We start from the raw sequence: 13,446 nt of genomic DNA, 5'->3' as shown, positions 1-13,446 counted from the left end.
GCCGGGTTGAAATTCCCCCGGCCAGTCGAGCAGCGTTATTTTCGTGTGGCGTACCAGCAGAGCAACGACCCGGCGCAGACCATCAGCGCGCCTTGCCAGAACGAGAATGACAGGGGGGAGCTTAGCACCGCGGCGGCAAGCGCGGCAGAAAGCACGGGGGTAAAATAGGATACGGCAGCCAGAACCGTGACGTTACCGTGCAGGATGCCAATATTCCAGGCGGCGTAACCAAACCCAAGCGCGATACCGCACATAACCAGCTTCACGACTACCGGAAGCGTGAACACCATGTCGGGCTGATCGCTCAGGGCATATTTCACCCACAGACTCAGCGCGGTCAGCAAAACAAACAGGGTGATGCCGTTTTGCCCTTTCGCAAATTTGCTGGTGACGGTGCAATAGGCGGCCCAGATAAAGGCCCCGGCAAACGCCAGCGCATAGCTCAGAGGGCTGGAAACGACATTCCGGGTTATTTCCTCAAGGTGTAATCCTTCTTCGCCGCCCAATACCCAGCACACGCCCAGCAGCGAAATGAGCAAGCCTGGGATCACCCACAGGGTAGACTTTTGCCCGTTGAACAAAATCGCAAATACGATCGTCAGGCTCGGCCAAAGGTAATTGACCATGCCCACTTCAATCGCCTGCGATCGCGTTGCGGCATAGCCCAGCGACAGCGCCAGACATATTTCGTAGCTGACAAATAAAACGCTGCCGGCAATAAGATAGCGGGGAGAAAACCGTCGGATATCAGGAAATCCTACCGTCACCAGACACAGTAATCCGCTGAGGGTGTAAATCATCGCGGCACCGCCAACAGGGCCCAATCCCTCACTCACGCTGCGAATAAGGCCGACCATGGTGCTCCATAACAGTATTGCCGCCAGCCCAATAAGCGTTGCTCTCTTTCTGTCCATTACTCGCCATCACAATAAAAATTAAAGGAAAAATGTAGCGCATTACGCCTGTCGCTGTCGTGAATTATTCTCTTAAGCCGTTAATCAAAAAGGGGTAATGAAACGTTGCGGAGGTGACTATTAAGGGGGGGAAGGCTGATGACCTTGATTTGACGCAAAAAAATCAGGGGCTTTGCTGTTAGTTTGCGGCGCGAAGTCTTTTCAGATAACGAGGACAGCAATGGACGTCAGCCGCAGACAATTTTTTAAAATCTGCGCGGGCGGTATGGCCGGAACAACAGCCGCAATGCTGGGATTTGCTCCCAAAATGGCGCTGGCTCAGGCGCGCAACTATAAACTGCTGCGCGCCAAAGAGATCCGTAACACCTGCACATACTGCTCCGTGGGTTGTGGGCTTTTAATGTATAGCCTGGGCGATGGCGCGAAGAACGCCAGAGAAGCGATTTATCACATTGAAGGGGATCCGGATCATCCGGTGAGCCGCGGGGCGTTATGCCCGAAAGGGGCGGGGCTGCTGGACTACGTCCACAGCGAAAACCGCCTGCGCTACCCCGAATACCGCGCGCCGGGCTCCGACAAATGGCAGCGTATCTCCTGGGGTGAGGCCTTCTCCCGTATTGCGAAATTGATGAAAGCCGACCGCGACGCCAACTTTATTGAAAAGAACGCGCAGGGCGTGACGGTCAACCGCTGGCTTTCCACCGGCATGCTATGCGCCTCGGCGGCCAGTAATGAAACCGGCATGCTGACGCAAAAATTTGTGCGCTCGCTCGGCATGCTGGCGGTAGACAACCAGGCGCGCGTCTGACACGGACCAACGGTAGCAAGTCTTGCTCCAACATTTGGTCGCGGTGCGATGACCAACCACTGGGTTGATATCAAAAACGCGAACGTCGTCGTGGTGATGGGCGGTAACGCCGCTGAAGCCCATCCGGTGGGGTTCCGCTGGGCGATGGAAGCGAAAAACAACAACGATGCGACGCTTATCGTCGTCGATCCGCGCTTTACGCGTACGGCATCGGTGGCCGATATCTATGCGCCGATCCGCTCCGGTACGGACATTACGTTCCTGTCCGGCGTGCTGCTGTACCTGATCGAAAACAACAAAATTAACGCGGAATACGTTAAGCACTACACCAACGCGAACCTGCTGGTGCGGGATGATTTTGCCTTCGATGACGGGCTGTTTAGCGGCTATGACGCCGAAAAACGCCAGTACGATAAAACGTCCTGGAACTATCAGTTCGATGAAAACGGCTATGCGATGCGCGATGAAACGCTCACGCATCCGCGCTGCGTGTGGAACCTGCTGAAAAAGCATGTTTCCCGCTATACGCCGGACGTCGTGGAGAACATCTGCGGCACGCCGAAAGCGGACTTCCTGAAGGTGTGTGAAGTGCTGGCTTCCACCAGCGCCGCCGACAGAACCACCACGTTCCTGTACGCGCTGGGCTGGACGCAGCACACCGTGGGCGCGCAGAACATCCGCACCATGGCGATGATCCAGCTGCTGCTCGGCAACATGGGCATGGCGGGGGGCGGCGTGAACGCGCTGCGCGGCCACTCAAACATTCAGGGCCTGACCGATCTCGGTCTGCTCTCCACCAGCCTGCCGGGCTACCTGACGCTGCCGTCTGAAAAGCAGGCCGATCTGCAAGCATATCTTGAGGCCAATACGCCAAAAGCGACGCTGCCGGATCAGGTGAACTACTGGACCAACTATCCGAAGTTCTACGTCAGCCTGATGAAATCCTTCTACGGCGATGCGGCGCAGAAAGAGAACGACTGGGGCTTTGAGTGGCTGCCGAAGTGGGATCAGGCTTATGACGTCATCAAGTATTTCAACATGATGGATAAGGGCGACGTCACGGGATATATCTGCCAGGGCTTCAACCCGGTGGCCTCCTTCCCGGACAAGAACAAAGTCGTTCGCAGCCTGAGCAAGCTGAAGTACATGGTCGTTATCGATCCGCTGGTGACCGAGACCTCCACCTTCTGGCAGAACCACGGGGAATCGAACGATGTCGATCCGGCCTCGATTCAGACCGAAGTGTTCCGCCTGCCGTCCACCTGCTTTGCGGAAGAGGACGGCTCCATTGCCAACTCTGGCCGCTGGCTGCAGTGGCACTGGAAAGGCCAGGACGCCCCGGGCGAAGCGCGAAACGACGGCGAGATCCTGGCCGGGATTTACCACCGCCTGCGCGAAATGTACCGCACCGAAGGCGGCAAAGGCGCTGAGCCGCTGCTGAAGATGAGCTGGCACTACAAGCAGCCGGATCGTCCTGAGTCTGAGGAAGTCGCGAAAGAGAACAACGGCGTGGCGCTGGCGGATCTCTACGACGCCAACGGCAACCTGGTGGCGAAGAAAGGCCAGCTGCTGAACAGCTTCGCACTGCTGCGTGACGACGGTACCACGGCATCATCCTGCTGGATCTATACCGGCAGCTGGACGGAGCAGGGTAACCAGATGGCGAACCGCGACAACGCTGACCCGTCAGGCCTGGGCAACACGCTGGGCTGGGCTTGGGCATGGCCGCTGAACCGTCGCGTGCTGTACAACCGTGCGTCCGCCGACGTGAAAGGCAAGCCGTGGGATCCGAAACGGATGCTGATCCAGTGGAACGGGACGAAGTGGACGGGGAACGACATCCCGGACTACAGCACCGCCGCGCCGGGCAGCAACACCGGGCCGTTTATCATGCAGCCGGAAGGGCTGGGGCGCCTGTTCGCCCTCAACAAGCTGGCGGAAGGGCCGTTCCCGGAACACTACGAGCCGATGGAAACGCCGCTCGGCACCAACCCGCTGCACCCGAACGTGGTCTCCAGCCCGGTGGTGCGGATCTACGAAGACGACGTGCTGCGCCTGGGCAAAAAGGACAAGTTCCCGTACGTAGGGACGACCTACCGCCTGACCGAGCATTTCCATACCTGGACCAAGCACGCGCGGCTTAACGCCATCGCGCAGCCGGAACAGTTTGTGGAGATAAGCGAAACGCTGGCGAAGGCGAAAGGCATCGCCAACGGCGACCGCGTGAAGGTGAGCAGCAAGCGCGGCTTTATCCGCGCGGTGGCGGTGGTCACCCGCCGCCTGCAGTCGCTGAACGTTCACGGCCAGCAGGTGGAAACCGTCGGTATCCCGTTGCACTGGGGCTTTGAAGGGGTGGCGCAGAAAGGCTACATCGCCAATACCCTGACGCCAAACGTCGGCGATTCCAACTCGCAAACGCCGGAGTATAAAGCGTTTCTGGTCAACATCGAGAAAGCGTAAGGAGCGATTAAATGGCGATGGAAACACAAGACATTATTAAACGCTCCGCGACCAACCCCATAACGCCCGCGCCCCGCGCGCGGGACTACAAGGCAGAGGTCGCCAAGCTTATCGACGTCTCCTCCTGCGTGGGCTGTAAGGCCTGTCAGGTGGCCTGTTCGGAGTGGAACGATATTCGCGACGAGGTGGGGCACTGCGTTGGGGTCTACGACAATCCGGCGGATCTGAGTGCCAAATCCTGGACGGTGATGCGCTTTAGCGAAACCGACCAGAACGGCAGGCTGGAGTGGCTGATCCGCAAGGACGGCTGCATGCACTGTGAAGATCCGGGCTGCCTGAAGGCGTGCCCGTCTGCCGGGGCAATTATTCAGTATGCCAACGGGATCGTCGATTTCCAGCAGGACAACTGCATCGGCTGCGGGTACTGCATCGCGGGCTGCCCGTTTAATATCCCGCGCCTCAATAAAGAGGATAACCGGGTATACAAATGCACCCTGTGCGTCGATCGCGTCAGCGTCGGGCAGGAGCCTGCGTGCGTGAAGACCTGTCCGACCGGTGCGATCCACTTCGGCACCAAAAAAGAGATGCTCGACGTGGCGCAAGAGCGCGTGGATAAGCTGAAAGCGCGCGGCTACGACAAGGCGGGCATTTACAACCCGCAGGGCGTGGGCGGTACGCACGTGATGTATGTGCTGCACCATAGCGACCAGCCGGAGCTGTACCACAATCTGCCGAAGGATCCGGCGATCGATACCGCCATCAACCTGTGGAAAGGGGCGCTCAAGCCGCTCTCCGCGGCGGGCTTTATCGCTACCTTTGCCGGGCTGATTTATCACTACATCGGTATCGGGCCAAACAAAGAGGTGGATGACGACGAGGAGGAGCATCATGAGTAAGTCGAAAATGATAGTGCGCACCAAATTTGTCGATCGCGCCTGTCACTGGACGGTGGTGATCTGCTTCTTCCTGGTGGCGGTATCGGGAATTTCGTTCTTCTTCCCGACGCTGCAGTGGCTGACCGAAACCTTCGGTACGCCGCAGATGGGGCGCATTCTGCACCCGTTCTTCGGCGTGCTGATTTTCGTGGTGCTGATGTTTATGTTCGTGCGCTTCGTCCATCACAATATTCCCGACAAGCAGGATATCCCGTGGGTGAGAGGGATTGTTGAAGTCCTGAAGGGTAACGAGCACAAAGTCGCGAAGGTGGGGAAATACAACGCCGGGCAGAAGATGATGTTCTGGACCATCATGAGCATGATTTTTGTGCTGCTGGTGACCGGGGTGATGATCTGGCGTCCGTATTTTGCACACTACTTCCCGATACAGGTGATTCGCTACGCGCTGCTGATCCACGCGACGTCGGCCATCATCCTGATTCACGCCATCCTGATCCATATGTATATGGCGTTCTGGGTGAAAGGATCGATTAAAGGCATGATTGAAGGGAAGGTGAGCCGCCGCTGGGCGCAGAAACACCACCCGCGCTGGTACCGTGACGTGGAACGGCTGGAAGCGAAACAGGAAAGTACGGAAGGGATGAAGTAAAACCTGCGCCGTCGGCTTTGCCCGGCGGCGCTGCGCTTGCGCGGGCCTACTCTTCAAATCAGAACCGCTCTTCCACATACCGGAACGGGTATTTTGTGGGTTTGACCTTGCCGATTTTGCGCTTCGGTAAATCCACCTTGTCGACGTGAATTTCTTTATACGGGATCTGCGAAAGCAGATGCGAAATAATATTCAGGCGCACGCGTTTTTTATCCTCTGAACGCGCCACAAACCACGGCGCCCAGGCGGTATCGGTGGCTTCAAACATGGCGTCGCGCGCAAGGGTATACTCATCCCAGAGGTTAAAGGATTTAATATCCATCGGCGACAGCTTCCAGATCTTACGCCCATCGTTAATACGGTCGCGCAGGCGGCGCTCCTGCTCTTTCGGCGTCACCTCCAGCCAGTACTTCAGCAGGATAATCCCGGCATCGACCATCGCTTTTTCCATGACCGGCGCGCCGTCTAAAAATTTCTCCGCCTGTTCTTCCGTGCAGAACCCCATCACTCGTTCCACGCCCGCGCGGTTATACCAGCTGCGATCGAAGATCACGATTTCACCCGCCGAAGGCAGGTGGGGCACATAGCGCTGGAAGTAGAGCTGGCTTTTTTCTTTTTCCGTTGGGGCAGGGAGCGCAACAACGCGAAACACGCGCGGGCTGACGCGCTCGGTGATCGCTTTAATGGTGCCGCCTTTGCCAGCACCATCGCGTCCTTCAAAAACAATACACACTTTTAACCCTTTGGCGACGACCCACTGCTGGAGCTTAACCAGTTCGACGTGCAGGCGGCGGAGCTCTTTTTCATACTCTTTGGTCTTAAGCGGTGCATTCGATACGACATCAACAGCGACAGGGGTTTTCTTTTTGCTTCCCATGATTGTCATCCTCAGGTTGTCCGGCGTGGAAAAAGCGAGGCCGCACTATGAAGTGTAATCCACCTGAATTAATGGATTAACCTGTCAGCCATCTGATTTGAACTGGCTCACCATACAAGATTATTCAATAATGCCCGCTGCGAGTGATTAACCCGTGGTTGAGGTATGAAAAAGACAATATTTTCGTTGGCGCTTGGCACATTTGGCCTGGGCATGGCTGAATTTGGCATCATGGGCGTGTTAACCGAGCTGGCGCATGACACCGGTATTTCGATTCCCTCCGCCGGGAATATGATCTCGTTTTATGCCTTCGGCGTGGTGATTGGCGCCCCGATTGTGGCGCTCTTCTCCGGCAAGTTCTCGTTAAAAACCACGCTGCTGTTTCTGGTGGCGATGTGCGCTGTTGGCAACGCCCTGTTTACGTTTTCTACGTCTTATTTCTGGCTGGCGCTGGGGCGGCTGATTTCTGGTTTCCCGCACGGCGCGATTTTCGGCGTCGGGGCGATTATTCTGTCTAAAATTGCGCCGCCGGGGAAGGTGACGGTCGCGGTGGCCGGGATGATCGCCGGAATGACCGTCGCCAACCTGGTGGGTGTGCCGCTCGGCACCTGGCTGGGGCACCAGTTCAGCTGGCGTTATACCTTTTTCCTGATAGCCCTGTTCGATGCGCTGGTGATCCTCTCGGTGCTGATCTGGGTGCCGGACATTCATGATAAATCAGAAATTAAACTGACCGAGCAGTTCCAGTTCCTGAAGAAACCGGAGCCCTGGCTGATTTTTGCCGCCACCATGTTTGGTAACGCCGGTGTGTTCGCGTGGTTCAGCTTCGTTAAGCCGTTTATGGTCAACGTTTCTGGCTTTTCCGAAGGCATGATGACGATCATCATGATGCTGATGGGCCTTGGCATGGTGTTGGGCAATCTGTTGAGCGGCAAGCTCTCGGGGCGCTTTAGCCCGCTGCGCATTGCGGCGACTACCGACATGGTGATTGTCGCCTCGCTGCTGCTGCTTTTCGCCCTGGGCGAACTGAAAACGGCCTCGCTGGTGATGGGCTTTATCTGCTGCGCCGGGCTGTTCGCGCTCTCTGCACCGCTGCAAATTTTGCTTCTGCAAAATGCGAAGGGCGGCGAGATGCTGGGGGCGGCCGGAGGGCAGATGGCGTTTAATCTCGGCAGTGCGATCGGGGCGTACTTTGGCGGGATGATGATTACCCTCGGCTTTAGCTGGCGCTACGTCACGCTGCCTGCGGCGTTACTCTCGTTCTCGGCCATGAGTGCATTACTGATCTACGGTTACCTGCGGGCCAGGCAGGCTCAGGCTAACGCTCGCGCGCTAGCCTGATGGAAGTCAGGCAAGCCAGGGCTCGCCCAGGGTCAGCATCAGGCGGTTGGCCCAGGCGAAGAACGCGGCGGACTGCACCAGATCAAGCTGGGCTAAGGTGTCCAGCCCCTCTTTTTCCAGCGCGGCAAGGTGCAGCGGCGTGGCGGCCGGCGGCGTAACCGACAGCGCTGCCGCAAAATTAATCTCCGCCTGCCAGCGCGCAGACTGCCCCTCGCTCAGGGACTGTCCCGGACGCACGGCCAGCAGGGCCTCTACCGCCGCGTCATCCTTTGACAGCTGGCTGGCTTTCCGCGCATGGACAGATGCGCAGTAGATGCAGCCGTTAATTTTACTGGCGACCGTTGCGGCCAGCTCGCGCTCGGCGCGCGGCAACCCCCCAGGCGTATAAAAAATCCCTTTATCCGTTAGCGTGCGCTGTTCAAGCACCGGCAGGTTGCGCCCCAGCAGGCGGAAATAGTCGGAATCGGTGTGGCCAAACTTCGCCAGTATAGCAACCTCGTCATCACGAAAATCCGCCAGCGGTTTGGCGGCGATCCACGGCTCCCAGCCCAGCTCCTGCTGGGTGAAGGCGACGGGAGCCGCCTTCCCGGTGGCCGTGGTGGCGGTCGTGTGCCAGACGGCTGCCGCCAACGGCGCATCGCTTGTGGCGACGGGCCTGTCGTTCAGCAGCCGCAGCCCGGCAATCAGTCGGCTCTGGAAGCTGACAAAGGCGATAAGCTGCGCCAGCGTCACGATGCCTTTCTTGCTCCAACCCGCCTGGGTCAGCGCCCTTAACGATGTCGGCGTGGCTTCGACGGGGGAGAAGGTCAGCAGGCGCGCGAAATTGAGCGCCGGGGTCAGACGGTCTGAGGTCGGGTCTGCCAGGCCAAACCCCGCATAGTGCGCGGCCAGCGCCTCCGCGTTGTGCCACCTCGCAACTTTTGCCGCGACGGCAAAGCGCTCGTCCAGCGCAAAATCGCTATCCTGCTGAGTAAATAAGATTTCGTAGCTGCCCTGGGCGTGGCGCGTGGCGGCGTCCCGCGTGGCGCGCGCCTCTGCCAGAGGGGAACCGGGTTTGATTTCCGCCAGCTCGGCGAGAATGTCCTGACTTAATGACATAGGTGTCTCCTCAAAGGATGTGGGGGGCAATATGTTCGGCGATCAGTTCGATAGAGCGCAGGGTGTCGCGATGGGTGGGCTCGACCGAATGGACCTGGAATGAGATGTCCGTGGCGCGCCGGAGAACGGAATCGGCCTGCAGCGAACGCAGCACCGTCTCGGGCGAACCGATGTGGGCGTCGAACTGGCGACGAAAATCAGTGACGGTGTCACCTTTAACCGCGTGTCCGGCAGCGCGATGCTGCTGGGCCTGTCTGGTGAGACCCGGCGTCGCAACCTTCAGCGCATAGTCATCGCTGTCGGCGACGAATGCCGTACGGGAGGCCAGAATACGTGGTGTGATACCGGCAGGCAGGGCCTCAAGGTAGGCATCCACAATCGGGTTCTGGATCGCGTCGAGCGTGAGATCCAACTGGTCTGCCGGACGCGGCTGCGTGCGGGAGAGCATCAAACCGTGTCCGGCCCGCGCGGCGCGAGCGGCGCCGTCGACGGAAAAGGTGGCAATCCAGATCCTGTCAGCCAGCTGTGGCGCTGGCGGGTAGAGGTGGTTATCCGGATGGGTAAGCGAATCCCCGCGCCAGGCGCTCTGGATCACATGTAAATGGTCGGCAAAGGCCGTGCCGCGCTGTTCAAACGTCAGTCCGAACGGCAGGAAAGAGGTCGGCGTGCCGCCCGAACCAAAGCCGACTTCGAGACGTCCATCGGCGAGTAAATCCAGCACCGCCGCATCTTCCGCCACGCGCAGCGGGTTTTCCATCGGAAGGGTGATGATGGCCGTGCCCAGGCGGATGGTTTCGGTGTGCGCCGCAACGTGGGCCAGAAACAGCAGCGGCGACGGCAGGCCGCCTTCACTTTCGTGGAAGTGGTGCTGGGCAATCCAGGCGCTGTCAAAACCGTGGCGTTCAGCGTGGCGGATCTGTTCTGTAGCCAGTCGATAGCGCTCTTTCGGCGTGGCGTCGTCAAGCAGGCGGGTGAAAAATCCCAGGCGTTTTCGCGTCATGCGAACTCCTCCGTAGCGGGTGAAAAATGGGGAATGGCGGCAATCAGCTCGCGGGTATAGTCGTTCTGCGGTGACGTGAATAAGGTCTCGACGTCACCGTGTTCGACCACCTGACCGCTGCGCAGCACCGTGACGCTGTGGGCGATCCGGCGAACGGTAGAGAGATCGTGCGTGATGAACAGGTAGGTTAATCCCAACTGCTGCTGCAGCTGCTGAAGCAGCGCCAGGATCTGCGCCTGGACGGTGACGTCCAGCGCGGAGGTGGCTTCGTCCAGCACCAGAATGGTCGGCTCCAGGATCAGCGCCCGGGCGATGGCTACGCGCTGGCGCTGCCCGCCTGAAAGCTCTCTGGCGGTGCGGGTCAGGAGTTCGACGGGCAGGGCAACCCGCTGCGCCACGGTCTCCACCCGGGCCTTTCGCTCCGCCTTGGCGAGGCGAGAAAAGTTCTTCAGGGGCTCTTCGATGATCTCGAACAGCGTCTGACGCGGGTCGAGAGAGGCGAACGGATTCTGGTAAACAAACTGGATCTTCTGGCGCAGCTGACGGCGGGCCTCGCGGCTGAGCGCGGTGGCATCAATGTCATCAATAATGACCTGCCCGTTATCCGCCTGTTCAAAACCCAGCAAAATACGGGCGAGGGTGGTTTTCCCGGAGCCGGATTCACCGACCAGCGCATGCGTGCTGCCGCGCCTGACGTCAAACGTCACCCGATCCAGCGCCTGAAGCTGATGACCTTTACCCAGCGAGAACCGTTTGCTGATGGCGCGGGCGCGAATGGCCGGTGACGCCAGCGGAAGGCCCGCTACCGGGGCGATGGTCAGGCGCTGGCCCTGAAGATCGCTCAGCAGCTGACGGGTGTAGGCGTGCTGCGGCGTGCGAACGATGTCGGCGGTGTCGCCGTGCTCCTGAACTTCACCGTTGCGAAACACCAGCAGCCTGTCCGCGCGCTGAGCGGCCAGGGCCAGATCGTGGGTGACAAACAGAACCGCAGTACCCGATTCCCGGCGCAGGATATCCAGCAGATCGAGAATGCGTTTTTGCACCGTCACGTCCAGCGCGCTGGTGGGCTCATCGGCAACGATCACGTCCGGGCGCAGGGCAATGGCGATGGCAATCAGCACGCGCTGTTTCATCCCGCCGGAGAGCTGATGCGGATACTGCGTCATGCGCTGTTCGGGGTGGCTCAGGCCGACCTTTCTCAGCAGGGCGAGCACCTGCTCGTCACGCTGGAGAGCCGTTACCTTTTGGTGCAGCTGAATAATTTCCCCGACCTGCACGCCGATCGTCTTCACCGGATTGAGTGAATTACCCGGATCCTGCGGAACCAGGCTGATTCGCGCCCCGCGAAGGGTATCGAGACGCTTCGCTGACCACTGGCTAATCTCCTCGCCGTTGAGAATGATTTTCCCCGCATCGCGCCGGGCGTTATCCGCCAGCAGACCGATGATTGCCTGTGCCGTGGTCGTTTTGCCGGATCCGGATTCGCCGACAAAGGCCAGCATTTCCCCTCGCCTGAGGGTAAAGCTGACGTTATGTACCACCTCGCGCCACCGGCGCGCGGTACGGTAGCTGATGGTCAGGTTTTCTACCGAGAGTACGGTCATTTCAGGCCTCCGCTGAACTGCTGGCTGATACGGTTGGTGGCAAGCACCACGGCGATGACGACCACGCCGGGGAAGGTGGTTAGCCACCATGCGGTAGAGAGATAGTTACGGCCTTCGGCGATCAATAAACCCCATTCTGGTACGGGCGGCGGGGTACCGTAGCCGAGAAAGCTCAGCGTGGAGAGGGCCAGAATGGCCTGACCAAACTGCAGCGTGGCAAAGGCGAGGACGGCGGTTAAGGCATTGGGCAGGATGTGTCGCCACAGCACCGCCAGGAACGTCCCGCCGCTGCCGAACGCTGCCTCGACATAATCCGTATGGCGGATGCGCACCACTTCACCGCGCGCGAGGCGGGCGAAGCTGGCAATGGAGGCCACGCCGACGGCAATCGCAGCATTAACGGTGCCAAACCCGAGCAGAATAATGACCGTCAGCGAGAGCAGCAGAGACGGAATGGACAACAGCACGTCGACAAAACGCATCAGGAAAGACTCGACGCGTCCGGCGAACGCCCCGGCGATCACCCCGAGACCGGTGCCCACCACCAGCCCCATCGTGACGGCAGCGAGCGCCGCGCTCAGGGAGTGGGACGCACCGTACACAATACGGGTGTAAACATCGCGGCCAAGCTGATCGGTGCCGAGCCAGTGGCCCGCCTGCGGCGCCAGACGTTGCGCTCCGGCGATGCCCTCAATCGGGCTGTAGTGGGTTAACAGGCCGGGGGCTACGGCGGCAAAAATCGCGAGAATAATCACCGCCCACGCCAGCCACAGTCCCGGCTGCCACGCGACGCCCTGCCAGCCGGGAACGCGTTTTCGCGCCGCGGCAGCATAATCGACCAGGCTCATGATGCACCTCCGGTAACGGTTTGCAGACGGGGATCCAGCAGCGGCATCAGCAGGTCCACCAGCAGATTGATCAGGACAAAGCCGAGGGCGGAAATCATCACCACCGCCTGAAGCACGGCGATGTCCTGGTTATTTACCGCCTGCTGGGTCAGCTGCCCGAGCCCGCTGCGGCCAAATACGGTTTCGGTGATTAGCGCTCCGGCAATCAGCTCGCCCAGCAGCAGCCCGGCAATATTGAGTACCGGCAGCAGGGCGTTGCCGGTGACGTGACGCCACAGGACGGCGGTTTCACTCAGCCCTTTGGCGCGGGCCACGGCGACAAACGGCTGCGTCGCCACCTGGTCCAGGCTGCGCATCAGGATTTGCGCCAGCGGGGCGGAGATCGGGATCGCGACGGTCACGATCGGCAGGATCAACCCCTGCAGCGGCGTCGGGTTAATCACCGGGATCAGCCGCAGCTGGAAAGAAAAGAGCTGGATGAGGGCAATCCCCAGCCAGAACGTCGGTAAGGAGATAAACAGGACCGGTAGAGACTGGAGGGTATTACTTAGCCAGCGCAGACCCGGCAGGCGCGACGCAAAGGCCAGCGCAAACGCCAGCAGAACCGCGAGTAAAAAGGCGGGCAGGGCGAGGCTCAGGGTATCCGGCAGATTGCTGGCAATCAGCTCGCTGACCGGCACGCCTGCCTGTAACGAGTAGCCGAAATCTCCTCGCAGCATCGCCAGCAGCGTGTGGCCGTACTGCTGCCACAGCGGGCTGTCCGCACCGTAGGCCACGCGCATCTCCTCGATTTGCGCCGGGCTTAAGCCCAGGTCGGGGTTCTGAAATTTAATCAGCACCGCGTCGCCCGGCAGCACCTGGAGCAACACGAACGAGAGGGTAAAGGCGGCCCACAGCACCAGCAGCCCGTGCCCAAAGCGTTGAAGAAGTGCGTGGCGCATCGTCAGCTCC

At 59.7% G+C, this 13,446-nt stretch carries 11 protein-coding genes; 4 read left to right on the top strand and 7 right to left on the bottom strand.

Annotated features, from left to right (window positions below; translation table 11 throughout):
* Positions 1-35: 35 nt before the first annotated feature.
* Positions 36-914 (bottom strand): aromatic amino acid DMT transporter YddG, encoded by an 879-nt coding sequence (gene yddG / locus ACEPLT_RS11570; protein WP_023292335.1) that lies wholly within the window; start codon positions 912-914, stop codon positions 36-38.
* Between the two features lie 220 nt (positions 915-1,134).
* On the opposite strand from yddG, the gene fdnG reads away from it, so the two are divergent.
* Genes fdnG through fdnI form a run of 3 tightly spaced genes read left to right on the top strand, consistent with a single transcriptional unit; the run spans position 1,135 to position 5,727 of the window.
* On the top strand, positions 1,135-4,182 hold the full coding sequence (gene fdnG, locus ACEPLT_RS11565) for a formate dehydrogenase-N subunit alpha (protein ID WP_232927743.1): 3,048 nt from the start codon (positions 1,135-1,137) through the stop codon (positions 4,180-4,182).
* An 11-nt stretch (positions 4,183-4,193) separates the two neighbouring features.
* Positions 4,194-5,078, top strand: coding sequence for a formate dehydrogenase subunit beta (gene fdxH, locus ACEPLT_RS11560; protein WP_232927745.1), 885 nt, complete (start codon positions 4,194-4,196; stop codon positions 5,076-5,078).
* Positions 5,071-5,727 (top strand): formate dehydrogenase-N subunit gamma, encoded by a 657-nt coding sequence (gene fdnI / locus ACEPLT_RS11555; protein ID WP_023292338.1) that lies wholly within the window; start codon positions 5,071-5,073, stop codon positions 5,725-5,727. Before fdxH ends, fdnI begins: the two co-directional genes overlap by 8 nt.
* A gap of 58 nt (positions 5,728-5,785) precedes the next feature.
* Here fdnI and ppk2 read toward each other — a convergent pair whose 3' ends face one another.
* Positions 5,786-6,604 (bottom strand): polyphosphate kinase 2, encoded by an 819-nt coding sequence (gene ppk2, locus ACEPLT_RS11550; RefSeq protein WP_008501727.1) that lies wholly within the window; start codon positions 6,602-6,604, stop codon positions 5,786-5,788.
* Positions 6,605-6,769: 165 nt separating this feature from the next.
* Here ppk2 and araJ point away from each other — a divergent pair, with 165 nt between their 5' ends.
* Positions 6,770-7,945 (top strand): MFS transporter AraJ, encoded by a 1,176-nt coding sequence (gene araJ, locus ACEPLT_RS11545; protein ID WP_023344205.1) that lies wholly within the window; start codon positions 6,770-6,772, stop codon positions 7,943-7,945.
* Between the two features lie 6 nt (positions 7,946-7,951).
* Here araJ and ACEPLT_RS11540 read toward each other — a convergent pair whose 3' ends face one another.
* The 5 genes from ACEPLT_RS11540 to ACEPLT_RS11520 are packed head-to-tail and all read right to left on the bottom strand — an operon-like array spanning position 7,952 to position 13,436.
* On the bottom strand, positions 7,952-9,043 hold the full coding sequence (locus ACEPLT_RS11540) for an alkylhydroperoxidase domain protein (protein WP_032674855.1): 1,092 nt from the start codon (positions 9,041-9,043) through the stop codon (positions 7,952-7,954).
* Between the two features lie 10 nt (positions 9,044-9,053).
* Positions 9,054-10,043 carry a putative FMN-dependent luciferase-like monooxygenase gene (locus tag ACEPLT_RS11535; RefSeq protein WP_032674854.1) on the bottom strand — a complete coding sequence of 330 codons (990 nt, stop codon included), beginning with the start codon at positions 10,041-10,043 and terminating at the stop codon, positions 9,054-9,056.
* Positions 10,040-11,647, bottom strand: a complete 1,608-nt coding sequence (locus ACEPLT_RS11530) for a dipeptide ABC transporter ATP-binding protein (RefSeq protein WP_032674853.1) — start codon at positions 11,645-11,647, stop codon at positions 10,040-10,042. The genes ACEPLT_RS11535 and ACEPLT_RS11530 overlap by 4 nt, the downstream gene beginning before the upstream one ends.
* On the bottom strand, positions 11,644-12,495 hold the full coding sequence (locus ACEPLT_RS11525) for an ABC transporter permease (protein WP_023327540.1): 852 nt from the start codon (positions 12,493-12,495) through the stop codon (positions 11,644-11,646). Before ACEPLT_RS11525 ends, ACEPLT_RS11530 begins: the two co-directional genes overlap by 4 nt.
* Positions 12,492-13,436, bottom strand: coding sequence for an ABC transporter permease (locus ACEPLT_RS11520; RefSeq protein ID WP_023327539.1), 945 nt, complete (start codon positions 13,434-13,436; stop codon positions 12,492-12,494). Before ACEPLT_RS11520 ends, ACEPLT_RS11525 begins: the two co-directional genes overlap by 4 nt.
* Positions 13,437-13,446: the final 10 nt, after the last annotated feature.

It is taken from the genome of Enterobacter sp. fkY84-1 (genome assembly GCF_052974705.1).
The sequence above is the reverse complement of the archived record's forward strand: the minus strand, read 5'-3'. Positions and strand labels throughout refer to the sequence as shown.

What these genes read in the sequence shown, in the direction of transcription:
- araJ (WP_023344205.1), top strand. Translation starts at nt 6,770, where the DNA reads ATGAAAAAGACAATATTTTCGTTGGCGCTTGGCACATTTGGCCTGGGC.
- yddG (WP_023292335.1), bottom strand. Translation starts at nt 914, where the DNA reads ATGGACAGAAAGAGAGCAACGCTTATTGGGCTGGCGGCAATACTGTTA.
- fdnI (WP_023292338.1), top strand. Translation starts at nt 5,071, where the DNA reads ATGAGTAAGTCGAAAATGATAGTGCGCACCAAATTTGTCGATCGCGCC.
- ACEPLT_RS11520 (WP_023327539.1), bottom strand. Translation starts at nt 13,436, where the DNA reads ATGCGCCACGCACTTCTTCAACGCTTTGGGCACGGGCTGCTGGTGCTG.
- ACEPLT_RS11535 (WP_032674854.1), bottom strand. Translation starts at nt 10,043, where the DNA reads ATGACGCGAAAACGCCTGGGATTTTTCACCCGCCTGCTTGACGACGCC.
- ACEPLT_RS11540 (WP_032674855.1), bottom strand. Translation starts at nt 9,043, where the DNA reads ATGTCATTAAGTCAGGACATTCTCGCCGAGCTGGCGGAAATCAAACCC.
- ppk2 (WP_008501727.1), bottom strand. Translation starts at nt 6,604, where the DNA reads ATGGGAAGCAAAAAGAAAACCCCTGTCGCTGTTGATGTCGTATCGAAT.
- ACEPLT_RS11525 (WP_023327540.1), bottom strand. Translation starts at nt 12,495, where the DNA reads ATGAGCCTGGTCGATTATGCTGCCGCGGCGCGAAAACGCGTTCCCGGC.
- fdxH (WP_232927745.1), top strand. Translation starts at nt 4,194, where the DNA reads ATGGCGATGGAAACACAAGACATTATTAAACGCTCCGCGACCAACCCC.
- ACEPLT_RS11530 (WP_032674853.1), bottom strand. Translation starts at nt 11,647, where the DNA reads ATGACCGTACTCTCGGTAGAAAACCTGACCATCAGCTACCGTACCGCG.